A 23,294-nucleotide genomic window follows, 5' to 3' on the forward strand; every position below is an offset into this window, starting at 1 on the left:
TGCCCCGCACGGGCTCCGGGCCGTCGAGGGTGCCGCTACCTCGCCGTGGCGAGTTCCGGGCTCAGGTCCAGCTCGGCGTCGAAGACGACCTCGCCGGCCACCCACACCTTGCGCGGGCGCAGGTTGTCGTCCCACCAGACCAGGTCGGCGACCGCGCCGGGCGCGAGGCGGCCCAGGGTGGGTTCGCCGATCGCGTCGGCCGGGATGATCGTGGCCGACGCCAGCGCGTGCGCGACGTCCACGCCGACCGACACGATGTTGCGCACCGCCCGGTCGAGGGTGAGCGCGCTGCCCGCGATGGTGCCCTCCGGCGAGCGCGGCACGCCGTCCTCGCTGAGCACCACGACCTCGCCGCCGAGCTGGTAGCGCCCCGGCGGCATGCCGGCCGCCGCGACCGCGTCGGTGACCAGCGCGACCCGGTGACCGGCCGCGTTGAACACCAGGCGGCACACGTCCGGGCCGACGTGGGCCAGGTCGGCGATCAGGCCGAGGGTGAAGCGGTCGTCCACCAGCGCGACGCCCGGCACGCCGGGTTCGCGGTGGCCCAGCGGGCGCTGGGCGTTGAACAGGTGGGTGACCATCCGCGCGCCGGCTTCGGCGGCGGCCCGGGTCTGCTCGCCGGTGGCGTCGCTGTGGCCGACCGCGACCAGCACGCCCGCCTCGGACAGCCGCCGCACGGCCGCCAGGCCGCCGGGCTGCTCCGGGGCCAGCGTGACCATGCGCAGCGAGCTGCGCAGGTCGTCGGCCAGCAACAGGTCGATCTGGGCCGGTCCCGGTTCCACCATCAGCGCCGGGTCGTGCACGCCCGGCCGCTTGGGTGACAGGAACGGGCCTTCGAGGTGCACGCCGAGCGGGCGCGCGCCGGAGCCCTCGGGCAGCGCGGCGGACGCGGCCAGCACGGCCCGCGCCTGGCGCAGCGCGACCGGCACCGGCGCGGTGATCAGGGTCGGCAGGAAGCGGGTCACGCCGGTCTTCGGGAGGGATCTGGCGACGAAGCGCATCCCCTCGTCGTCCACCTCGGCGAAGTCGACCCCGACCGCCCCGTTGACCTGCACGTCCACCAGGCCCGGGGTGAGCAGCCCGCCGGTCAGCACCTCGGCGTCGGCGGGTGGTTCACCCGGTACGACGTCGATGATCCGGCCGTCCCGCACGCGCACGCTGGCGGGACCGCTGATGGTGCGACCGAGCAGTGCTCGCGGGGCTGCGACAACGGTGTCCAAGGTCCCTCCTCAAATGGTCTGGACCATTATGGCCGTAACTGGTGGGCGGCGTCACGCGTGGTTGGAAGATAACCGTAATGTGTTTTCACACGTGAATAATCCTCTGGACGCGAGTCTGGACGCGAGCGCGCCGACGTGGTGGCCCATACTTGGCGGTAGACGTCCGAGGTCTACGGAGGTGCCCCGTGGCAGTCACCGACGACGCGATCCTGCGCGTGAAGGAGATGATCACCTCCGGTGAGCTCAAGCCCGGCGACCGACTGCCCCGGGAAGCCGACCTCGCCGCGCGGCTGGGGTTGTCGCGGAACTCGCTGCGCGAGGCCGTGAAGGCGTTGTCGCTGGTCAGGGTGCTGGACGTCCGACAGGGCGACGGCACCTACGTGTCCAGCCTGCGGGCCGACGACCTGCTCGGCGCGCTGTCGTTCGTGCTCGACCTGCACCGCGGCGAGGACTCCGCGCTGGAGGTCCTCCAGGTCCACCGCATCCTGGAACCGGCGGCGGCGGCGATGGCCGCCCAGCGCGCGGGGACCGACGAGGTCGCCTCGCTGCGGGCGGTGTGCGACGCCGCCGAGCACGCGCGCTCGGTCGACGAGCTGGTCGAGCACGACCTGGAGTTCCACCGCGCGCTCGCGCGGTGCTCGGGCAACGCCTACCTGGCCCGACTGCTCGACTCGCTGGCCGGACCGACCGCACGGGTGCGGATCTGGCGCGGCATCACCGACAACGGCGCGGTGGACCGGACGCTGGCCGAGCACCGCGCGATCGTGGACGCGGTGGCCGCCCGCCAGACCGAGCTGGCCCGCTCGTGGTCCACCGTGCACGTGGCCGGCGTCGAGCAGTGGTTGTCCGACCTGCCCTAGCCGGTGCCGGCGGTGGCCGCGCAGGCCACCGCCGGCAGCGGAACCCGCGGTAGCCGCCCGACCGGTCCTTCGACCCGTTCGTGATCACCACGAACGGGTGTTCGCCCGCGCCCAGCGCCGCCTTCGTCAAGTTCGTCGACAAGTGGTCCGATGATTCGCGCGACGACCACGGTCCGGAATCATTCGCTTGCACAGTGTCGCCAGCCGGACAACCCGCCGACCGGGTGTCGCCCCCACGGCTGAAGGCCGGTGCGACCGACCTCTCGCGCTTTTACAGTCCGGCCGAAGCACGACGACGAAAGGCTCCGATGAGACACCACCGTGCGGTGTGGGCGTCCGCCGCCACCACCGCCGCACTGATCGCCTCGCTCACCACCTCGGGCGTCGCGAACGCCGACGACCGGCCCGCCGTCCCGCTCACGCCCTCGCGCGCGGAGCACGGGGACGCCGGGTCCTCGGAGCACGTCGGGTCGACCCTGGGCCGGGCGACCGGCGCGGTCACCGCGTTCGTCGAGCTGACCGAGACCCCCGCCGCCGAGGCGTTCGACGCCGAGAAGGCGCGCGGTGCGGGCGACCGGCAGGCCGCCGCCGCCGCCCAGGCGTCCCGGCGGCGCACCGACGACGCCGCGAACCGCGTGCTCGACGTGCTGCGCGGCAAGGACGCGGCCACCCGGGAAGTCGCCAAGACCGCCAACGCCGTGCCCGGCCTCGTGGTCAACGCCGACGCGGCGAAGGTCCGCGAGCTGACCGCGCTGCCCGAGGTGAAGGCCGTCCGGCTGGCCGTGCCGAAGGTCGTGCAGAACGCCGGTGCCGTGCAGCTCACCGGGGCGTCCCAGGTCTGGGCGCGGACCGGCCGGTACGGCGACGGCGTGCGGATCGGCATCATCGACACCGGCATCGACTACACGCACGCCGACTTCGGCGGTCCCGGCACGCCCGAGGCGTACCAGGCGGTCGACGGCACCCGGCCGTGGACGCCGACCGCCAAGGTCGTCGGCGGCTACGACTTCGCGGGCGACGACTACAACGCCAACGACCCGGAGAAGGCCACGCCGAAACCGGACCCGAACCCGCTGGACTGCCAGAGCCACGGCACGCACGTCGCCGGCTCGGCCGCCGGGTACGGCGAGAACGCCGACGGCACCACCTTCACCGGCGCGTACGACTCGCTCACGCCCGAGGTCGTGGACACGATGAGGATCGGCCCCGGCTCCGCGCCCGGGGCGTCGCTCTACGCGCTGAAGGTGTTCGGCTGCGGCGGTTCCACGAACCTCACCGCGCAGGCCCTGGACTGGGCGCTGGACCCGGACGGCGACGGCGACTTCGCCGACCACCTCGACGTGGTGAACATGTCCCTGGGCTCCGACTTCGGCGGCCAGGACGACCCGGACAGCCTCTTCGTGCGCAAGCTCGTCGAGCACGGCGTGCTGGTCGTGGCCTCGGCGGGCAACGGCGGCGACTTCTACGACGTGGGCGGCTCGCCCGCGAACACGCCGGAAGCGCTCGCGGTGGCCAACACCCGCGACGCGTTCGCGATCCAGGACGGCGTCGCCGTGCCCGGCCAGGCCGACCTGCCCGGCCAGTACAGCCAGAACTACCAGGGCTACGACGCGCTCGACCTCACCCGGCCGGTCGTGCCCGTCGCCGACCAGGCCAACCTCGACGGCTGCGGCCCGATCGCCCAGGACCTGTCCGGCGCGTTCGTCTGGCTGGAGTGGGACGACGAGGACGCGACCCGCGAGTGCGGTTCGGGCGCGCGCACGGACCACGCCCAGGCCGCCGGCGCGGCGGGCGTGCTGCTGTCGTCCACCCGGGACATCTTCCAGGCCGGCATCGCGGGCAACGCGGGCATCCCGGCGTTCCAGCTCACCGGGGCCGCCACCGCCCAGGCCCGCCCGGCGTTCACCGCCGGCACCCTCCAGGTCACGATGACCGGCCGGCTGCGCAACTCGGTGCCCACCAGGACGCCGAACCTCGCCGACACGATCACCCCGTCGTCGGCGCGCGGCGCGCGCGGCGCGATCGCGGCCAAGCCCGACGTGGCCGCGCCCGGCGACACGATCCTGTCCGCCGGGGTCGGCACCGGCGACGGGGGCGTGAGCAAGGGCGGCACGTCCATGTCGGCCCCGCACGTCGCGGGCATCGGCGCGCTGGTCCGCCAGGCGCACCCGGACTGGACCGTCGAAGAGGTCAAGGCGGCGGTCGTGAACACCGCCGGCGCGGACGTGAAGTCCGGTGACGACAGCACCACCGGCCTCCCGGAGGCCCCGATGCGGGTCGGCGCGGGCCGGGTGGACGCGCGGGCCGCCGTGGACACCGACCTGCTGGCCATGGTCGAGGACGAGCGCGGCGCGGTCGGCGTGTCCTTCGGCCCGGTCGAGGCCGGGCAGGTGCCGCTGTGGCGGCACAAGACGATCGACGTCGTCACCAAGTCCCGGTCGACCCGCGTGGTCACCACGTCCTACCAGGCGGTGACCGCCGTGCCGGGCGTCCGGTTCGACGTGTGGCCGCCGGTCGTGCACGTCGGCCCGAACCGCACCGCGAAGGTCAAGGTCACGTTGCGCGTGACGCCGGACCTGCTGCGCAAGGTCGCGGACCCGACGCTGGTCAAGCGGCAGGTCGACGTCGCCCGCCAGTTCCTCGCCGAGGCGTCCGGCCGGGTCGTGCTGGAGTCCGGCGGGACCCGGCTGCGGGTGCCGGTGTACGCCGCGCCCAAGCCGGTGGCCGACATCCGGGCGGACGCCGTCACGTTCCGGGGCGACCAGGCCGCGCTGCGGCTGCGCGGTCACGACCTGGCGCAGGGCGAGGGCGACCAGGCGTACAAGTCGCTGCTCAGCGCGTTCGAGCTGCACGGCACGTCGGACCGGCTGCCGGACTGCACCGACGAGGTGAAGGTGGACTGCGCGGTCAACGAAAGCGCCAAGGGCGGCGACCTGCGCTACGTCGGTGCCACGTCCACCTCCCCGCTGGACAAGACGGCGAACGCGCTGCTCGCGTTCGGCGTGGTGACGTGGGGCAACTGGGTCACGCTCGGCGCGACCGGCACCCCGGAGATCCGGGTCGACACCACCGGCGACGGCGCGCACGACTTCCGGATCGCGGTCGCCAAACCGCTGGACGGCAACGGCAACGTGGTGGCCGACGTGTGGCTGGCGCGGACCACGCGGGTGTCCGACGGCACGGTGGTGGACGAGCAGCCGGTCAACACCCAGCACGGCGACATCGACACCAACGTGATGGACACCAACGTGGTCGTCCTGCCGGTGACGCTCCGGGCGCTGGGCATCGACCCGGCGGCGGCGTCCGCCCGGATCACCTACACCGCGGGCTCCTCCGGCCAGTACCCCGCGCCGGGCAACGAGGACGGGTTCGTCGACAAGATCGGCGAGACCCTGTCGTTCGACCCGCTCCGGCCGGGTTACTCGGTGCGCGTGGGCGACCAGCCGGCCGTGCTGTTCTGGGCCGAGTCCGACCGCCGGCTGGAGGTCCACCGCGACCGGGCCGCGCTGGCGGCGGACGGGGCCGAGGGCCTGCTCCTGCTGCACCACCACAACGGGTCCGCCGAGCGGGCCGAGGTGGTCCAGCCGCGCGGTTGACCACCGCCCGCGAGGCCCGGCACAACCCGTCCGGGTGTGCCGGGCCTCCGGCTTTTCGCCCATACTCGGTCGAATGGGCTTCGTGGTGGGACTTGACGCCGGCGGCACCTCGACCAGGGCACTCGTGCTCGACCTCGACGGCACCCGGCTCGGTGCGGGCGTGGCGGGCGGCGCGAATCCGAACTCCCACCCGCCCGAGCTGGCCGCGGCGCACGTCAACCGGGCCCTGTCGGCGGCGCTGGACGGCCTGGACGCCGCCAAGGTCGAGTCGGGCGTGCTGGGCATGGCGGGGTCGAGCAAGCTGACCGACCCGGCGGTGGCCGCGCTGTTCGAACGGGCCTGGACGAGCGCGGGCCTGCGCTGCCCGATGCGGGTGATCACCGACTGCGAGGCCGCGTTCGCGACCGGCTCGGCGTCCCCGGACGGCACCGTGCTGGTGGCCGGCACGGGTTCCATCGCGGCCACGATCACCGACCACCGGCTCACCGCGACGGCCGGCGGCTACGGCTGGCTGCTGGGCGACGAGGGGTCGGCCTACTGGCTGGGCCGGGAGGCCGTGCGGGCGACCCTGCGGGCGCTGGAGGACGACCGCCCGGACGCCCTCACCCGGGCGGTGCTGAACCTGGCGGGCATCCCGCCGCGCCCGGCGCGCGAGGCGGCGCGCCACCTGATCACCGAGGCGAACCGGGTCGCGCCGATCGTCCTGGCCCACTACGCGCCGCTGGTGACGGCGCACGCGGCGGCGGCGTCCGCCGGGGCGATCATCGCCGAGGCGGTGGCGATCCTGGCGGACCTGGCGCTGACCGGTCGGCCGGACTCGGCCGACACGCCGATCGTGCTGGTGGGCAGCCTGGTCCACGCCCACCCGTTGGGCACGCTGCTGCGGGCCGAGCTGACCGCGCGCACCCGCGCGCCCGTGCGCATCGCCACCGAGAGCTCGGCGGGTGCGGCCTGGCTGGCGGCCGTGGAGGTCCTCGGCGACACCGCGCCGCGCCCGAACTGACCCCTGGAGCAGGGCGGGCACCGCGAGCTGTCGGACCCTCCCGTTACCCTGCGCGCACGACCGGTCACAGGGCCGGTCGGACGAGCGCGCGAGGGGCGGGACCGTGCCGGGCTTCTTCACCGATCCGCAGGGCCGGGTCAGACCGATCAGGGGCAGGGGCGGCGGTGCCGCCGTGGCGGCGGGCGTGCTCGCGTTGGGGGTGTACGCCTCCGGCGGCGCGGCCACGGGCGGTGGTGTGGCCGGGGAGGTGGCGGGAGAGGCTGCCGGTGCCGGTGGTGGTTCGTCGTCGTCGGCGCTGCGGGCCCGCCGGAGCGAGGGGCAGAAGACCGCGCGCAAGGGGGACCCGGACGGCGCGTGGCGGTCGATGCGGGTGCGGCAGGTGCGGCGGACCGCGCGGCAGTGGGCCGGGTGCCAGGCGGTGTCCTACGGCGAGGTCCGCGAGTTCTTCGCGCGCACCCCGTGCACGTCGTTGGAACGCGCGGCGTTCGCGCTGGTCGACGAGGCGGGCAACGCCGCCGTCGTGTCGGTGGTGTGGGTCGGCATGGCGGGTGCCGGCGACGCCCGGAGCCTCAAGGGGGTGATGGACGACCACGGCAGCGGCGACATCCGCCCACTGGGCGCGGCGGCGCTGGAGTCGGCCGACGTGGAGTTCACCGGTCTGCGCTACGGCAGCGACCAGGACGGCGGCACGGTGACCTTCGCCGAGGCGGAGAACCTGCCCGGCAGCGGGTTCGACCACGACACCCTCGACGCCCTGGCGGAGGTCGCCGCCTTCCTGCCCCGCGTCTGAACGGCGCTGGAGCCCGTCCGGTGCCGGCGCGTGTTTCAGGCGATAGGTCCACGAACAGCGCCACGCCGCACCCGGAACACGGGTCAGGCCGGTTCCGGCGCGTTCCCGGCCGGCACCCTCGGGTGCAGGAGGCCCGGGTGGTCCCGGGGCAGGGAGCGGCGGATCAGCCACCAGCTCACCGCGATGCACACGGCCTGCAACGGCCACGTCAGGATCGCCCTCATCACGCCCAGCACGACGACCTGCCCGGCCGCCCACAGCGCGCCGAACACGACCACCCGCAGCACGTACTGGCCGACCCACGCCCAGCTCGCCACCCGGTAGGCCCGCATCAGGTCCGGATCGGCCCGCCACCGGAACTTCTGGCCGGTGACCAGCCCCACCACCACGCCCAGGAACGGCCACCGCACGACGATGCTCGCCGCCCACGCCAGGGCCGACGCGGCGTTGACGAAGATCTGCAACAGGAAGAAGTCCTCGGCCCGCCCGGTCTGCAAGGCCACGTAGGCCGCGATCACCACCAGCGCCACCGAGACCACGACGGCGCGCGGCCGGTCGCCGCGCACCACCCGGACCACGCCGATCACCAGACCGCAGCCGACCGCCACCGCCGCGCCGGCGGTGATGGACTGCCCGCTCAGCACCCACCCCAGGGCGAACGCCAGCGGCGGCAGGGAGGCGTCCAGCGCACCCCCACGCCCGCCCAGCAGCCGGGCCAGCGAATCAGGACGAGTGTCGGTCATGCGTCCAGGGTGCCTTAGGTGAACCTAACCCAGGTAACGGACCCGTCTCGGAGCATTGACCTCCGGTGAGCCCCGTCACTACGGTGGCCGAAATCGTCTGGGAAGTTAACAGACAGGAGGACCGATGCGAGCCGGTAGCCCACGTCTGCTGCGCGAGATCAACGACCGCGCGGCGATCGAGGCGCTGCTGCGCAACGGACCCCTCACGCGCTCCGAACTGGAGGGCATCATCGGGCTGTCCAAGCCCGCGACGGCCCAGTTGCTGACCCGCCTGGAAACCGAGGGCACGGTGCTGCGCAACGGCCTGCGCGGGGGCGGGCGCGGACCCCGCGCCCAGCTCTGGACGGTCAACGGCGCGCTCGCCCACGTGGCCGCCATCGACCTCACGCCGGACACCGTCGACGTCGCGATCGCCGACATCTCCGGCACCCTGCTCACCGAGCACAGCGCACCCCTGCCGCGCACCGACGTGCTGGAGGCGTTCCACGGCGCGGTCACCAAGGCCGCCAACCAGGCCGGGCTCTCGCCGGAGGCGCTCGACCACGTGGTGGTCGGCTCCCCCGGCGCGGTCGACCCGGCGACGGGGCGGCTGAACTACGCGCCGCACATGCCCGGCTGGGAGGGCTTCGACATCCCCGGCACGCTCGCCGACCTGCTCGACACCGCGGTCACCGTCGAGAACGACGTGAACCTGGTCGCGCTGGAGGAGATGGTCGCCGGGCGCGCCACCGGCGTGCGGGACTTCGTGCTGCTGTGGCCCGCCGACGCGGTGGGCGCGGCGGTCGTGGTCAACGGCGTGCTGCTGCGCGGCGCGACCGGCGGCGCGGGCGAGATCGACGCCATGCAGATCCCGGACCACGCGACCGCCGAGACCGGGACCGACCGGACCGGCGGGCGCTACGGCGACCTGCTCGACAGCCCCGCCATCGTCCGACTCGCCCGCGCGCACGGGGTCTCCGCGCGCACGGGTCAGGCCGCCGTGCGCAAGGCCCTGGGCGAGGGCACGCCCGGCCGGGAGTTCCTGGTCGACCTGGCCCGCCGGATCGCGACCGGCGCGGCCAACGTGGTCTCGGTGCTCGACCCGGAACTCGTCCTGCTCTCCGGCGACATCGCCCAGGCCGGCGGCTCCACGCTCGTCGACCTGGTCGCCGTCGAGCTCCGCCGACTGGTGGTGCCCCGCACCCCCGTCCAACTCGCCCTGGTGACCGGGAAACCGGTGCGCTCCGGCGCACTGCACTCCGCGCTGTCGGTCGTCAGGGAACAGGTGTTCGGCCTACCCGCCGCCACGACCGAACCCTTCCGCGGCCCGAACCACACCTGAGACGTCACCTCACGTCGAAGGTGTCCGCGGGCCACAACGTTCCCGTCCGCACGTTGAGAGAAGGAGAGCACATGCGCAAGGTTTCGCGCGCAGCGGTGCTATGCGTGGCCGCCGCGGTAACCCTGTCCGCCTGCGCGGCAGGCGCGGGCAAGTCCGACGAACCCGGCGGACTGGCCGGGGCACCCGGCAAAGACGACAAGTTCACGCTCACCGTGTGGAGCAACTACTCCGGCCGGGAGCAGGACGAGGTCACCAAGGCGTTGGAGAGCTTCAAGAAGAACTACCCCAACGCCGAGATCAAGCACGAGGGCAGCCAGGACGACGACAAGATCACCGCGGGCATCCGCAGCGGCAACCCGCCGGACGTCGCGCTGTCGTTCACGACCGACAACATCGGCCAGTTCTGCTCCTCGGGCTCGTTCCAGAACCTCAAGCCCTACATCGACCGCGACGCGGTCGACCTCGCGCAGATCCCGGAAGCGGTGCGCTCCTACACCGAGTACAAGGGCAACCGCTGCGCGATGCCGATGCTCAGCGACGTGTACGGCCTGTACTTCAACAAGGAGCTGCTCGGCGCGGCCGGCATCACCAGCCCGCCGAAGACCACCGCCGAGCTGCTGGACTTCGCCAAGCGCACCACCAAGAAGGCCCCGGACGGCTCGATCGAGGTCGCGGGCTTCCTGCCGACCATGCTGTTCTACGCCAACCGCCCGCCGATCTGGGCCCCGAACTTCGGCGCGAAGTGGGCCGGTCCGGACGGCAAGTCGGCGCTCGCCTCGCCCGAGTGGGCCGAGATGCTGAAGTTCCAGAAGGAGCTGGTGGACTTCTACGGCTTCGACAACCTGGAGCGGTTCCGCGCCGGGCTGGGCCAGGAGTTCTCCACCGACCACGCCTTCCACCAGCAGAAGATCGCCATGATGATGGACGGCGAGTACCGGACGGCGTTCCTCAAGGACCAGGCCCCGAACGTCAAGTTCGGCACCGCCCCGTTCCCCACCGTCAAGCCGGACCTGTACGGCATCGGCTTCACCACCGGCACGATCATGGGCGTGCCGAAGGGCGCGAAGAACCCCGGCGCGGCGTGGGAGCTGATCAAGCACCTCTCGTTCGACACCGACACGATCGTGACCCTGGCCAACGGGATCAAGAACATCCCGAGCACCAAGGCCGCGCTGGACGACCCGAAGCTGGAGGTCGACGAGAACTTCAAGACGTTCATCGACCTGGCCAAGAGCGGCAAGCTCCAGGGCAACCCGGTGACGCCGATCGGTGACGCGCACATCAAGGCCATCGGCGACTTCTCGACGCTGTGGCAGTCGGGCAAGGTCCCGGACCTGATGGCGGGCCTCAAGGACGTCGACAAGTCGATCGACGAGCAGATCGCCAAGAGCGGCAAGTAGTCATGACCGCCACGCTCGAACGCGTGGACGCGGCGCGGCCCGCCCCTGCGAAGGGGCGGGCCCGCTCCCGCGCCCGCCACCGGTTGACCGTGCTGGCCTTCATGGCCCCGGCGATCCTCGGATTCGCCGTGTTCTTCGGCTACCCGCTGGCCGCCACGGTCGTGTTCTCGTTCACCAAGTACGACCTGATCAACCCGCCCGAGTGGATCGGGTTGGACAACTACACCTTCATGTTCGCGGACAAGCTCTTCCTCACGTCCGTGTACAACACGGCGTGGTTCGTGGTCGTGCTGACGTTCTCCCGCGTGCTGTTCGCGCTGGGCGTGGCGTCGGTGGTGGCCCGGCTGAAGTCGGGCGTGGGCCTGGTGCGCACGCTGTGCTACCTGCCCTCGCTCGCGCCCCCGGTGGCCGCGACCCTGGTGTTCTTCCTGGTCATGCGGCCGAACGAAGGCCCGCTGGACGCGTTCCTGGGCTGGTTCGGGGTGGAGAGCCCGCTGTGGTTCGCCGACCCGGCGTGGTCCAAGGTGGGCATCACCGCGGTCATGCTGTGGGTGTCCGGCGACCTGATGATCATCATCCTGGCGGCGGTCCTGGACGTGCCGCAGGAGCAGTACGAGGCGGCCGAGCTCGACGGCGCGGGCGCGCTGCGGCGGTGGTGGCACGTCACGCTGCCCACCATCTCACCGGTGCTGATGTTCGGCGTGGTGAACTCGATCATCCTGGCGCTGCAACTGTTCACGCAGGCCGTGGTCGCCGGTTCGGCGGCCAGCGGCGCGGCGGACATCACCGGCGCGACGAAGAACCTCGGCTTCCCGGAGAACTCGACGCTGACGTTCCCGGTGTGGCTGTACACCCAGGGGTTCCGGTACTTCGACATGGGCTACGCGGCGGCGATGGCCACCGTGCTGTTCATCGTCTCGTTCGCCGCCACGGCCGCGCTCGTGCAGCGCATGCGCAAGGCCAGCCACCAGGAGGAAGGGGGGCCGGGCGCATGACCGCCGTGCTCGACCGCGACGCCGGGGTGCGCGAGGCGGGCCCGCGCCCCCGCAACTGGCGGGCGGCGCTCGACTGGGTGGCGGTGCACAGCATCGGCATCGCGCTGGCGCTGATGTTCGCGCTGCCCATCGTGTTCGTCTTCCTCACCGCGGTGATGTCGGACAGCCAGGCCTTCACCAGGGACCTGTGGCCGCGCGAGTGGCACTGGGACAACTTCCTGGAGGTCTTCGACAAGGCCCCGCTGCTGAAGTACCTGGGCAACAGCCTGATGTACTCGCTGCTGGCCACGGCCGGGATGCTGCTGTCGTCCATCCCGGCGGCCTACGCGCTGGCCAAGCTGCGGTGGCGCGGGCGCAACGCGGTGTTCCTGCTGGTGGTGGGCGCGATGATGCTGCCGCCGCAGGTGGTGGCCGTGCCGCTGTACGACACCTGGTCCAGCCTCGGCCTGACCGGCACCCTGTGGCCGCTGATCGCACCGTACTTCCTGTTCGACGCGTTCAGCATCTTCCTGCTGCGCCAGTTCATCCTCACCATCCCGCAGTCCTACGTGGACGCCGCGCGGGTGGACGGCTGCACCGAGTTCCAGGCCCTGGTGCGGATCGTCGTGCCGATGGCCCGGCCCGGCATCGCCGCCACGGCCCTGTTCTGCTTCCTCTACACCTGGAACGACTACTTCGGCCCGCTGCTCTACACCGGCGAGCGGCCGGACGAGTGGACGCTGTCGCTCGCGCTGTCGTCGTTCAAGGGGATGCACCACGTCCAGTGGAACCTGGCGATGGCCGTCACGATGCTGATCATGGTCCCGGCCGTGGTGCTGTTCGCCTTCGCCCAGCGCTCGTTCGTCAAGGGCATCACCTTCACTGGAGTCAAAGGATGAAGCTCACCGTTGTCGGTGGCGGTTCGACCTACACCCCGGAGCTGGTCGACGGCATCGCGGGCCGCCGGACCAGCCTCGCGGTGGACGAGATCGTCCTGGTCGACCCGGACGCCGGGCGACTGGCCGTGGTCGGCGCGTTCGCGCAACGCCTGCTGGAGCACGCCGGCCACCCCGCGCGCATCCGCACCACCTCGAACCTCGACGAGGGCGTGGACGGCGCGGCCGCGGTGCTGCTCCAGCTCCGCGTCGGCGGCCAGGCGGCCCGCGCCCAGGACGAGACCTTCCCGCTGGCGTGCGACTGCGTCGGGCAGGAGACGACCGGCGCGGGCGGGCTCGCGAAGGCGCTGCGGACCGTGCCGGTGGTGCTGGACATCGCCGACCGGGTGCGCGCCGTCGCGGGCGAGGACGCCTGGATCGTCAACTTCACCAACCCGGTGGGGATCGTGACCCGCGCGCTGCTCCAGGCCGGGCACCGCGCGGTCGGCCTGTGCAACGTGGCGATCACGTTCCAGCGCTGGACGTCCGCGCTGCTCGGCGTGGAACCGGAGTCGGTGCGGCTGGAGCACGTCGGCCTCAACCACCTCACGTGGGAGCGCGGGGTGTTCGTGGACGGCGTGGACCGGCTGCCGGAACTGCTGGAGCACCACGGGGAAGCGCTGGCCGAGCACATCGGCCTGCCCGCGTCCCTGATGCGCCGGCTGGGCGTGGTCCCCTCGTACTACCTGAAGTACTTCTACGACCACGACGACGTCGTCAGGTCGCAGAAGACCAGTCCTCCGCGCGCCGAGGTCGTGGCCAACGTGGAGAAGGAGCTGCTCGACCTCTACCGCGATGTCAACGTCGTCACCAAGCCGGAGCAGCTCTCCCAGCGCGGCGGCGCGTACTACTCCGAGGCGGCCGTGCAGCTTGTCCACGCGCTGACCGGCGGCACCGGCGCGGAGCAGCACGTGGTGAACGTGCGCAACGGCCGCACGCTGCCGTTCCTGCCCGAGGACGCGGTCATCGAGGTGCCGGCGGTGGTCACCTCGCAGGGCGCGCGGGCGTTGCCGGTGGAGCCGCTGGAGCCCGTCCTCGCCGGCCTGATCGCGCACGTGACCGCCTACGAGCACCTGGCGCTCGACGCCGCCGTGCACGGCGGGCGGGACCGGGTGGCGAACGCGCTGCTGGCGCACCCGCTGGTCGGGCAGCACGCGATCGCCGACCGGCTGGCCGACGAGCTGGTGGCGCGCAACCGCGACTTCCTGCCGTGGACCGAGGGCCGGGGGGCTCGATGACCGACCGGGTGCTCGCCATCGACGGCGGGAACAGCAAGACCGCGGTGGCGCTGGTGGACGTGGACGGCCGGGTGCTCGCCCAGGTCGTCGGTCCGGGCGCGTCGCCGCAGAACGTCGGGCTGGCGCGCAGCCTGGAGGTGTTCGAGGGGTTGGTGCGGGACGCGGCCCGCCAGGCCGGGCTGGCGGCCGGCGAGCCGATCGCCAGGCACACCGCCGCCTACCTCGCCGGCGCGGACCTGCCGCAGGAGGAGGAGGACCTGAGGGCCGCGATCGAGCGGTGCGGGTGGTCCGCCACGACCGTGGTCGGCAACGACACGTTCGCGCTGCTGCGCGCGGGCACGTCGGACGGCATCGGCGTGGCCGTGGTGTGCGGCGCGGGGATCAACTGCGTGGCGGTGGCGCGGGACGGCCGGACGCACCGGTTCCCGGCCCTGGGCCCGATCTCCGGCGACTGGGGCGGCGGCGGCCACCTCGGCGGCAAGGCGCTGTGGCTGGCCGTGCGGGCCGAGGACGGGCGCGGCGCGCCGACCGCGCTGCTGCCGGCCCTGCTCGACCACTACGGCGCGGGCACCCTCGCCGAGGTGGTCGGGCGGCTGCACCTCGCCGAGGCCGAGTTCGACCCGCACGCGCTGTGCCGCCTGCTGTTCCAGGTCGCGGCGACCGGTGACGAGGTGGCGCTGGCGGTGGTCGACCGGCTGGTCGAGGAGATCACCCTGCTGGTGACGGTGTCGCTGCGCCGGCTGGCGCTGCTGGACGAGCCGGTGGACGTGGTGCTCGGCGGCGGCGTGCTGACCAACACGGGCGGCGTGGTGGTGGACGCGGTGCGCGACCGGCTGCGGGACCTCGCGCCGCACGCCGCGATCCGCGTGGTCGACGTGCCGCCGGTGGTCGGCGCGGCCCTGCTCGGGCTGGACGCCCTGGGTGCCGATCCGGGTGCGGAACGCCGGTTGCGCACCGCCTACGAGCCCCTGGACCTGGCCGCCGGGGGCTGACCGACGTCGGTGCGCGGGGAGGTGTTCGGCGGCGGCCCTCCCCCGCACCGGCCCCAGACCCCGCTGTCCGGGGGGTGTTCGGCGGCGGCTCCGCCGGACAGCGGGCCCTACGCCTCCGCGGCGACGTCAAGCGCCCGACGTCGCCGCGGGGGTTTCCCCTTCACGGGGGTGTTCACCCTCTCGGGGGGCGTGATCTGCATTGCAATCGGGTGTATCGCGACCGTAGCCGTCCACGCACCGGTCGAGCGGCGCGCGGTGGTCGCACCGGGGCGGCCGGCCGCCCCGGTGCGCCACCGGCCGGAGCCCTGCCGGCGGGACCCCTGACGATCCCGGCGGTGCCGTCGATCCGTTGTTCCGGCGGGGATTCCGGGTCTTCGCGTTCCGGGGGAACCACGGTGACGAGCCCCGCCGGGGGCGGTCGGGGCACCGGACGAGGACACCGGCGGCGGCGGGCGGGGCACGGCGGCGGGGGCCTCCGCCGACCCGGTGACGAAACGCCCAATGCCGACATCCGTCCCCCTGTCGAGTGACGCTCCGGTAACGGTGTCCCCCACGGGTGGTGGCGTCGGCCCGACCTCGGGAGGCATCCTGTCAAGCGCGGTCACGGGGGTGTCGCGGACGAGAAGAGGGACGCGGGTGGACGGATTGGACAGCTACGTCGCACTGGGGGACAGCTTCACCGAGGGCATGGACGACCCCGGCCCGAACGGCTCGTACCTGGGGTGGGCGGACCGCCTGGCGGCGATGATCTCCAGCCGGCAGCAGGGGTTCCGGTACGCCAACTTCGCGATCCGGGGCAAGATGCTCCAGGAGATCGTGGACGAGCAGATCCCGCTGGCGGTCGAGCTCAAGCCGAGGCTGGCGACGTTCTGCGGCGGCGGCAACGACCTGCTGGTGCCGGGCTCGGACCCGGACGCGCTGGCCGAGACGTTCGAGATCGCGGTGGCGGACCTGCGCGCGGCGGGCAGCGAGGTGGTGATCTTCACCGGCTTCGACCCCAAGCACGCGCCGTTCCTGCGGTCGCTGCGCGGCAAGATCGCGATCTACAACAGCCACCTGTGGTCGGTCGCCGAGCGGTACCACTGCCGGGTGGTCGACCTGTGGTCGATGACCGTGCTGCACGACCGCCGGGCGTGGAGCGGCGACCGCCTGCACCTGTCGGCGGAGGGCCACCGCCGGGTGGCGCTGCGGGCGGCGGAGGTCCTGGGCTACCAGCCCGAGGAGGACTGGACGACGCCCTGGCCGCCGTCGGACGACGAGGACTGGATGACCCAGCGCCGGCACGACCTGAAGTGGGCCCGGGAGCACATCGTGCCGTGGATCGCCCGCCAGTGGCGCGGCGAGTCCATGGGCGACGGCGTGGTGCCCAAGCGCCCGGAGCTGCTGCCGGTCTGCGCCGAGCACTAGCCGCGCGGCACCGGGGACCGGCACCGGACCGGACCGGCCGTCCCCGGGAACGGGCCAGCCGGCCGGCACTCTCCCCCGAATGCCGGCCGGCTGACGTGCGGGTGGCTTTCCCCCCTGGTTCTCCCCCATCCAAGAGCCACCCGACGCGCCGAGCCGCCTCGCGGCGATGATCAGCGCGCGTCACCAAGTTCCCACGAAGGCCCGGCCCCGTGCTAAACAGCCGCTAAACCCCGGTGGTCACAGCTTCAAGAGCCGTTCGGACGAACATGGCCCGAGGCGATCCCAGGCGCTCGAACAACCGCAGGGATTCCGCGAGCTCCGCTTGCGCCGCAACGACTTCCCCCCGTTTCGCGAGCACCGACCCGAGCACCTGCCGACCGAACGCCTCCTCGAACCGCATGGCCCCCGCCCGAGCCAGTTCCACGCCCTGCCGCGCGTTCTCCTCGGCCTCCGACAGCAACCCCAGCTCCGCGTACAGCTCGGCCAGGTTGTCCAGCGCCAGCACGTACGAGCGCTCGTTGCCGGTGCGGTGGTGGATCTCCATCGCCTGGAACTGGTGCTGCGCGGCGGTTTCCAGCTCCCCGAGGCGTTGTTCCACCTGCGCCAGGTTGTTCAGGACGGTCGCCTCGCCGAGCAGGTCGCCGTCCCGCCGGGCCATCTCCACGGCACGGCGGTAGTGCGCGCGCGCCTCCTCGTTGCGCTCCTCGGCCGACAGCGTGCAGGCCATCTGGTCCAACGCCATGACCAGGTAGCGCGGTTCGCCGAGCTCCTCGGCTATCCGGTGCGCGCGCTCGGCGTCCGGGAGCGTGCCCCGCACCGCGCCGGTCCACAGGTTGATGGCGTGCATCGCGTGCAGCACCAGCATCTCGCCGCGCCGGTCGCCGTCGAGGCGCGCGGACGCCAGGCCGAACTCGGCGACGGCCCGCCACTCCCGGCCGACCAGCCGGGCCACGCAGTACGGGTGCACCAGCCGGACGAGCTGCCAGACCTGTTGGTGCAGTCCGGCTTCCGCCGCGCCGTGCACCAGGGCGATCAGGTTGGGCCACTCCTTGTCGAACCAGGAGAGCGCTTGCCCCGAGGTCGCCGGGCGGGGAGCGGTCGGTTCGCCGGACGCGAAGTCCAGTCCGTCGTCGACCGGTCGGATCAGCCGGCGGGCGTGGTCGCACGCCGCCAGGTAGTGGTCCATCAGCCGCCGTAACGCGGCCGTGCGCCCACCGGGGTTCTCGTCGCCGAGCACCTCCCGGGCGTACAGGCGCACCAGGTCGTGCAGCACGAACCCGCCCCGCCACTGCTCCACCAGCAGGTGCGCGTCCGCCAGGTCGGCCAGCCGGCCCGCCGCGGTGCCCAGGTCGGTCCGGCACAGCGCGGCGATCGCGTGCGGGCTCACCCACCGGCCCGGCACCAGGCCCGCCGCCCGGAACGTCTCCGCCAGCTCCGGCGGGAGGTTGCGGTAGGACACCGCCAGCGCCCGCGCCACGCCGACACCGGTGTCGACCAGGTCCAGGGTGCGCAGCCGGGCGTCGTCGTCGGACAGCCGGGCCACCAGCGCCTCGACCGTCCACTCCGGACTGAACACCAGCTTCGCGGCGGCGATCCGCAGCGCCAGCGGCAGGTTGCCGCACAGCTCGGCCAGCCTCCGGGCGGCCTCCGGCTCCTGTTCGGACAGCGGCTTGCCGACCACCTCGTCGACCAGCCGCACCGACTCCTCCTCCCGCAGGGTGTCCAGCGTCAGCACCCGGGCACCGTTGCTGACCACCAGCGACTCCAGCCGCCGCCGGGACGTCACCAGCACCACCGACCCCGCGCCGGGCGGCAGCAGCAACCGCACCTGCTCCGGGTCCCACGCGTCGTCCAGCACCACCAGCACCCGCCGCCGGGCCAGCACCGACCGGTACAGGCCGACCCGGTCGTCCAGGTCGCGCGGCACCCCGTCCGAGGGCACGCCCAGGGCGAGCAGGAACCGCGCCAGCACCTCGGCGGGCTCCACCGGCTCCCGGTCCGGCGCGAACCCGTTGAGCGAGGCGAACAGCAGCCCGTCCGGGAACTGCCCGGCGCGGCGGTGCCCCCACGTCACCGCCAGCTCGCTCTTGCCGATGCCCGGCGCGCCGTCGACCACGGCGACCGTCGTCGCGCCCGGGTCGCGCGCGTCGCACAGCCGGTCCAGCCAGGCCAGTTCCTCGTCGCGGCCGATGAACCCCGACGCCGCCGCCGGGAGCTGCGCCGGCACCACCACGCCCGGCCGGGGCGGCACCGGTGCCACCGGCTCGGCCACGCCCGGCGAGCTCAGCGCCGGGTCGTCCCGCAGCACCTGTTCGTGCAGCACGCGCAGTTCGGGGCCGGGGTCGATGCCCAGCTCGTCTACCACCCGCCGGTGGAACCGCTGGTAGGCCTCCAGCGCGTCGGCCCGCTGCCCGGACCGGTAGAGCGCGCGCACGATGTGGCCGACCAGGCGCTCCCGGAACGGGTACTCGCTGACCAGTTGGCGCAGCTCGCCGACGAGCTCCAGGTGCCGGCCCAGTTCCAGCTCGGCCTCCACGCGCTCCTCCAGCGCGGCGAGCCGGAGTTCTTCGAGGTCCGTGGTGATCGGTTCGCCGGGCACGTCGGCGAGCACCTGGCCGCGCCACAGCCCGAGCGACTCACGCAGGAGCTGGGCCCGGATCGGGGCCGGCTTGCCGCGCGCGCCGGCCACGAGCTGCCGGGCCCGGTGGAAGTCCAGCCGCCACGGGTCGACCGCGAGCTGGTAGCCCGGCGGCGTGGTCAGGATGCGCGCCGAGCCCGCCGGATCGGCCTGGTCGAGCATCCGCCGCAGGCGGGAGACGTAGCCGTGGACGATGGTCCGGGCGGTGGCGGGCGGGTCGTCGGCCCACAGGCTGTCCACGATCTCGTCGATCGGGACGACCCGGTTCGCCGCCAGGACCAGCATCGCGAGCAGGCCCCGCATCCCGCGCCTGCCGATGACCAGCCGACGGCCGTCGGCGAGCACCTGCAACGGCCCGAGCACACCGAACTCCAGCCCGTTCTTGCTCCGCTCGGCCATGCCCCTCCCCGCCTCGGCGTGCACCGGTCAGTTTCGGTCGGTCACTGGTCAGGTGCGCCCGGTGAGCCGTTGGATACCTGTGGCGGGATGTTGTTTGCGCAACCAGCCGTGCTCCCATGACCGGACGACCCCGGGACGGCTAGGGTTCTGGCCCCGACGACGCAGTGCAGGAGGGCAAGTGCCGCGCGAGCAGGTGAACGTGGTGGACCGCGGCGCGGCCTGCCTGCTGGGCGGTGCCCTGGGCGACGCCCTGGGCGCACCAGTCCAGTACCTGGGGTGGGCGGACATCCAACGGGACCACGGTCCCGAGGGGGTGCTGGAACCGCCGCGTCCCGCTCTGGTGACCGACGACACCCAACTCACCCTGTTCACCGCCGAGGGGTACCTCCAGGCGTGGGTGCGGGGTCGCCGCTCCGGCGAGTGGGACCCCGTCGGCACGGTGTGGCGCGGCTACCGGCGCTGGCTGATGACGCAGCAGGTGGCGGTCCCGGAGGCGGGTGCCGCGGGCCTCGCCGGGGACGAGCGGCTGTACTCCAGCCGGTCGCCCGGCCTGACCTGCCTGCGGGCCCTCGCGGCGGACTGCGCGCCGACCCCGGAGGAGCCCCACAACGAGTCCTCGGGGTGCAACGGTGTGACGAGGACCGCACCCGCGGGTTTCGCGCCGAGCGCCGCCATCGCCTACGACCTCGGGTGCCGGTTCGCCGCGCTGACCCACGGCGGGACCGGCGGGTGGGTGGCCGGCGGGGCGTTCGCGCTGCTGATCCACCTCGTCGCGGTGAAGGCGCGGCCGATGCGGGAGGCCGTGGACCAGGTGATCGGCCGGGTGCTGCGGGACGACCCCTACACCGCGAACACCCTCAACCGGGCGGTCCTGTTCGCCGAGGAGCACCGGGCGCTGGGGTTCGACTCGGTGCGGGTGGACCGCCTCGGCAGCGGGTGGACCGGGCCGGAGGCGCTGGCGATCGCCGTGCACACGGTGCTGGTGTACCCGAAGCGGGCGCAGTTCGTGGACGCGCTGCGGGCGGCGGCCAACCACTCCGGGGGCAGCGACGCGACGGCGGCGTTGACCGGGAACATCCTGGGCGCGCTGCACGGGACGGCGGCGCTGCCGAGGGACTGGCTGGCCGGTCTGGAGCTGGTGGACCTGCTCACCCGGCTGGGCTCCGACCTGGGCCACTCGGTCCTGGGTGCCGAGTTCGACCACTCCCGCTACGAGTAGCCGCGCCGGTGGGATCGGCGGGTTCTCCGGGAGGCGGTGCTACAGACGGCCTCGGCCGCACGTTCCCGAATGCGTGCGACCGAGGCCGGCTCTCCACGCGGTCGAAGCCGGCACACGCCCCGAGCGCGAAACCCGGCTGACCTGCGTGGAGCGGGAAAACCCGTGCGTAAAACCGTAGCAGAAAGCGTGCGGCCCATCACTCCCGGCCCCGAGGGAGCCGTGGTGACCCGGACGACCGCGCCGCGCCGCCGGCGGCTGTGCGGGTCCTGTCGCGCCGCTGTCGACTTCCTGTGGATCAGGGGCCGGCGGAGGATCGGGTTTCGCCCACCGCGCGGGGTGCCGCACCATGGGCACGTGGACAAGGTCAATGCGGTTCGACTGCTCGTCGTGGACGACGAACCCCACATCGCGGACCTGGTCGCCACGGTCGCCCGGTACGAGGGCTGGCAGGCGGCCACCGCGACGAGCGGCGAGGCCGCGCTGGAGGCCGCCGCCGAGTTCCACCCGGACATCGTCGTGCTCGACCTGATGCTCCCCGACCTGGACGGGTTCACCGTGCTGGACCGGCTGCGCGCGTCCGGCGCGATGGTGCCGGTGGTGTTCCTCACCGCCCGCGACGGCACCGCGGACCGGGTGGCCGGGCTCACCCGGGGCGGTGACGACTACCTCGTCAAGCCGTTCTCGGTGGAGGAGCTGATGGCCCGGCTGCGGGCCGTGCTGCGGCGGTCCACCGGGCCGCAGTGGAAGCGCTGCGTGCTCAAGGTGTCGGACCTGGCGCTGGACGAGGACACCCGCGAGGTGCGCCGGGCGGGCCGGCTGGTCACCCTCACCCCCACCGAGTACGAGCTCCTGCGGTACCTGATGCGCCGGTCGCCGGCCGTGCTGACCAAGGCGCAGATCCTGGACCACGTGTGGGAGTACGACTTCGGCGGCCGGTCCAACGTCGTCGAACTGGTCATCTCGCACCTGCGGCGCAAGCTGGACGACGGCCACCAGCCGCTGATCCACACCGTGCGCGGCGTCGGCTACGTGCTGCGCAAGGCCCCGGACTAGTGGCCCCGCCGTTCGGCCGCCCGCGACTGCGGCTGGGCACCCGGCTCGCGCTCGGCCTCGGCGCGCTCGCGCTGGGCGTGTTCGCGGCGGTCGGCACGGTCATGGTGACCAACATGGAGGGTTACCTGGCCGACCGGCTCGACGAGCAGATGAAGACGACCCAGTACGACCTGGAGAAGGACGTCGAGAAGTACGGCAAGTTGAACACCTCGATCTACGGCTGGTTCGCCGCCGTGTACCAGGTGGACGAGAACGGCGAGGTCACGCTCCAACCGCCCGCCGGGCTCCCCGCGGACAGCACCGAGATGATCCAGCTCGCGCGCGAGGTGACCGGCGACAAGCCGGTGTTCCGCACCGCCGACCTCAAGGGCGAGGACGGCACGTACCGGCTGCGCGGCTGCCCGATGGGCGACGGGTTGGTGCTGGTCAGCGCGGCCCCGATGAACGACCTGACGAACACCGTGCGGCAGCTCGTGATGGTCGTGGTGGCCACGTTCCTGCTGGCGCTGATCGCGTTCGTGGTGATCGGCCGGGCGGTGCTGCGGCGCGGGCTCCAGCCGTTGAGCGACATGGCACAGACCGCGCACGACATCTCGTCGCACGACCTGACCGATTCGGCGCGGCTCGCGGTGCGCGCCGAGGGCGGCAACGGCGGCGTCGAGGTGGAGGAGCTGCGGACCGCGTTCAACACCATGCTGGAGCACATCGACTCGTCGCTGGCCGCGCGCACGGCCGCCGAGCAGCGGTTGCGCCGGTTCATCGCGGACGCGTCGCACGAGCTGCGCACCCCGCTGACGTCGATCCGGGGTTACGCCGACCTGTTCCGCTACGCCGCCGCGAACGCACCGGAGGAGCGCGAGGCGCACCTGGAGCGGCTGAGGTCGGAGGCGGCGCGGATGAGCGTGCTGCTGGACGACCTGCTGCTGCTGGCCCGGCTGGACTCGGCGGAGACCGACACCCCGCTGCGGCCGGTGGACGGCGACCTGGCCGAGCTGGTGCGCGAGGCGGCCGACGCGTTCGTGGCGGCGCGCCCCCGGCACCCGCTGGCGGTGGTCGGCGGTGACGCGCCCGTGCGGGTGCGGTGCGACCCGATGCGGGTGCGGCAGGTGCTGGACAACCTGCTGGCCAACGCCGCCCTGCACACGCCGCCGGGCACCGCCGTGACGCTGTCGGTCGCGGTGGAGGACAGGTGCGCCGTGCTGCGGGTCGACGACACCGGTCCGGGCATCCCGGTCGCCGACCAGCCCCGGATCTTCGACCGGTTCTACCGGGTGGACAACTCCCGCACCCGCGACCGGGGCGGCAGCGGGCTCGGCCTGGCGGTCGCGCAGTCCCTGATCGCGGCGCACGGCGGCACGGTCGGGCTGGCCAGCCGGCCGGGCTCCACCACGTTCACGGTCCGCATCCCGCGGAGCTGAGCCACCGCCCCGGACAGCGCCGCGAACGACCGCCATACGGGTTGCCGCAGCCATTTCCGCAGGTCACCCACCTGGCGTGGAATGCCGC

At 73.2% G+C, this 23,294-nt stretch carries 17 protein-coding genes; 14 read left to right on the top strand and 3 right to left on the bottom strand.

Translation table 11 applies throughout. From position 1 onward, the window contains the following. Positions 1–35: 35 nt before the first annotated feature. Positions 36–1,220, bottom strand: coding sequence for an N-acetylglucosamine-6-phosphate deacetylase (nagA, locus tag AB0G01_RS01825; protein WP_360938508.1), 1,185 nt, complete (start codon positions 1,218–1,220; stop codon positions 36–38). Between the two features lie 185 nt (positions 1,221–1,405). On the opposite strand from nagA, the gene AB0G01_RS01830 reads away from it, so the two are divergent. From AB0G01_RS01830 to AB0G01_RS01845, 4 genes are all read left to right on the top strand, one after another. Next, complete coding sequence (locus AB0G01_RS01830) at positions 1,406–2,080, top strand: FCD domain-containing protein (RefSeq protein WP_360938511.1); 675 nt, start codon at positions 1,406–1,408, stop codon at positions 2,078–2,080. A 308-nt stretch (positions 2,081–2,388) separates the two neighbouring features. Continuing rightward, complete coding sequence (locus AB0G01_RS01835; RefSeq protein WP_360938514.1) at positions 2,389–5,676, top strand: S8 family serine peptidase; 3,288 nt, start codon at positions 2,389–2,391, stop codon at positions 5,674–5,676. Between the two features lie 73 nt (positions 5,677–5,749). Continuing rightward, positions 5,750–6,679: a BadF/BadG/BcrA/BcrD ATPase family protein gene (locus tag AB0G01_RS01840; RefSeq protein WP_360938517.1), complete on the top strand. Its 930-nt coding sequence runs from the start codon at positions 5,750–5,752 to the stop codon at positions 6,677–6,679. 103 nt (positions 6,680–6,782) lie between these two features. Then, positions 6,783–7,469 carry a hypothetical protein gene (locus AB0G01_RS01845; RefSeq protein ID WP_360938520.1) on the top strand — a complete coding sequence of 229 codons (687 nt, stop codon included), beginning with the start codon at positions 6,783–6,785 and terminating at the stop codon, positions 7,467–7,469. An 83-nt stretch (positions 7,470–7,552) separates the two neighbouring features. On the opposite strand, the gene AB0G01_RS01850 is transcribed toward AB0G01_RS01845, so the two are convergent. Further along, positions 7,553–8,212 carry a DUF3159 domain-containing protein gene (locus tag AB0G01_RS01850; RefSeq protein WP_360938523.1) on the bottom strand — a complete coding sequence of 220 codons (660 nt, stop codon included), beginning with the start codon at positions 8,210–8,212 and terminating at the stop codon, positions 7,553–7,555. Positions 8,213–8,336: 124 nt separating this feature from the next. Here AB0G01_RS01850 and AB0G01_RS01855 point away from each other — a divergent pair, with 124 nt between their 5' ends. From AB0G01_RS01855 to AB0G01_RS01885, 7 genes are all read left to right on the top strand, one after another. Further along, positions 8,337–9,533 (top strand): ROK family transcriptional regulator, encoded by a 1,197-nt coding sequence (locus tag AB0G01_RS01855; RefSeq protein ID WP_360938526.1) that lies wholly within the window; start codon positions 8,337–8,339, stop codon positions 9,531–9,533. Positions 9,534–9,604: 71 nt separating this feature from the next. Next, positions 9,605–10,933 carry an ABC transporter substrate-binding protein gene (locus AB0G01_RS01860; protein ID WP_360938529.1) on the top strand — a complete coding sequence of 443 codons (1,329 nt, stop codon included), beginning with the start codon at positions 9,605–9,607 and terminating at the stop codon, positions 10,931–10,933. 2 nt (positions 10,934–10,935) lie between these two features. Then, a complete protein-coding gene (locus AB0G01_RS01865) occupies positions 10,936–11,928 on the top strand; it encodes a sugar ABC transporter permease (RefSeq protein ID WP_360938531.1) in 993 nt (330 codons plus the stop codon). After that, positions 11,925–12,806, top strand: coding sequence for a carbohydrate ABC transporter permease (locus AB0G01_RS01870; protein WP_360938533.1), 882 nt, complete (start codon positions 11,925–11,927; stop codon positions 12,804–12,806). The genes AB0G01_RS01865 and AB0G01_RS01870 overlap by 4 nt, the downstream gene beginning before the upstream one ends. Beyond that, on the top strand, positions 12,803–14,080 hold the full coding sequence (locus AB0G01_RS01875) for a 6-phospho-beta-glucosidase (RefSeq protein WP_360938536.1): 1,278 nt from the start codon (positions 12,803–12,805) through the stop codon (positions 14,078–14,080). The genes AB0G01_RS01870 and AB0G01_RS01875 overlap by 4 nt, the downstream gene beginning before the upstream one ends. Continuing rightward, on the top strand, positions 14,077–15,072 hold the full coding sequence (locus tag AB0G01_RS01880) for a BadF/BadG/BcrA/BcrD ATPase family protein (protein ID WP_360938539.1): 996 nt from the start codon (positions 14,077–14,079) through the stop codon (positions 15,070–15,072). Before AB0G01_RS01875 ends, AB0G01_RS01880 begins: the two co-directional genes overlap by 4 nt. Positions 15,073–15,708: 636 nt before the next feature. Further along, complete coding sequence (locus AB0G01_RS01885; protein ID WP_360938542.1) at positions 15,709–16,479, top strand: SGNH/GDSL hydrolase family protein; 771 nt, start codon at positions 15,709–15,711, stop codon at positions 16,477–16,479. Positions 16,480–16,702: 223 nt separating this feature from the next. On the opposite strand, the gene AB0G01_RS01890 is transcribed toward AB0G01_RS01885, so the two are convergent. Then, on the bottom strand, positions 16,703–19,516 hold the full coding sequence (locus tag AB0G01_RS01890) for a BTAD domain-containing putative transcriptional regulator (protein WP_360938545.1): 2,814 nt from the start codon (positions 19,514–19,516) through the stop codon (positions 16,703–16,705). Between the two features lie 178 nt (positions 19,517–19,694). Between AB0G01_RS01890 and AB0G01_RS01895 the strand changes: the two genes are divergently transcribed. From AB0G01_RS01895 to AB0G01_RS01905, 3 genes are all read left to right on the top strand, one after another. Next, the gene (locus AB0G01_RS01895) at positions 19,695–20,735 is read left to right on the top strand and encodes an ADP-ribosylglycohydrolase family protein (protein ID WP_360938548.1); all 1,041 of its coding nucleotides are present in this window, start codon (positions 19,695–19,697) and stop codon (positions 20,733–20,735) included. Between the two features lie 354 nt (positions 20,736–21,089). Next, positions 21,090–21,788: a response regulator transcription factor gene (locus AB0G01_RS01900; RefSeq protein WP_360938551.1), complete on the top strand. Its 699-nt coding sequence runs from the start codon at positions 21,090–21,092 to the stop codon at positions 21,786–21,788. Beyond that, positions 21,788–23,206 carry a HAMP domain-containing sensor histidine kinase gene (locus AB0G01_RS01905; protein WP_360938554.1) on the top strand — a complete coding sequence of 473 codons (1,419 nt, stop codon included), beginning with the start codon at positions 21,788–21,790 and terminating at the stop codon, positions 23,204–23,206. Before AB0G01_RS01900 ends, AB0G01_RS01905 begins: the two co-directional genes overlap by 1 nt. The last annotated feature ends 88 nt before the right edge of the window (positions 23,207–23,294 follow it).

The organism is Actinosynnema sp. NPDC023587 (assembly GCF_040640215.1).
Lineage (GTDB): Bacteria > Actinomycetota > Actinomycetes > Mycobacteriales > Pseudonocardiaceae > Actinosynnema.

Bases quoted from the DNA above. Each gene is read 5' to 3' on its own strand.
- AB0G01_RS01835 (WP_360938514.1), top strand. From the start codon at position 2,389: ATGAGACACCACCGTGCGGTGTGGGCGTCCGCCGCCACCACCGCCGCA.
- AB0G01_RS01840 (WP_360938517.1), top strand. From the start codon at position 5,750: ATGGGCTTCGTGGTGGGACTTGACGCCGGCGGCACCTCGACCAGGGCA.
- AB0G01_RS01850 (WP_360938523.1), bottom strand. From the start codon at position 8,212: ATGACCGACACTCGTCCTGATTCGCTGGCCCGGCTGCTGGGCGGGCGT.
- AB0G01_RS01855 (WP_360938526.1), top strand. From the start codon at position 8,337: ATGCGAGCCGGTAGCCCACGTCTGCTGCGCGAGATCAACGACCGCGCG.
- AB0G01_RS01860 (WP_360938529.1), top strand. From the start codon at position 9,605: ATGCGCAAGGTTTCGCGCGCAGCGGTGCTATGCGTGGCCGCCGCGGTA.
- AB0G01_RS01865 (WP_360938531.1), top strand. From the start codon at position 10,936: ATGACCGCCACGCTCGAACGCGTGGACGCGGCGCGGCCCGCCCCTGCG.
- AB0G01_RS01870 (WP_360938533.1), top strand. From the start codon at position 11,925: ATGACCGCCGTGCTCGACCGCGACGCCGGGGTGCGCGAGGCGGGCCCG.
- AB0G01_RS01875 (WP_360938536.1), top strand. From the start codon at position 12,803: ATGAAGCTCACCGTTGTCGGTGGCGGTTCGACCTACACCCCGGAGCTG.
- AB0G01_RS01880 (WP_360938539.1), top strand. From the start codon at position 14,077: ATGACCGACCGGGTGCTCGCCATCGACGGCGGGAACAGCAAGACCGCG.
- AB0G01_RS01890 (WP_360938545.1), bottom strand. From the start codon at position 19,516: ATGGCCGAGCGGAGCAAGAACGGGCTGGAGTTCGGTGTGCTCGGGCCG.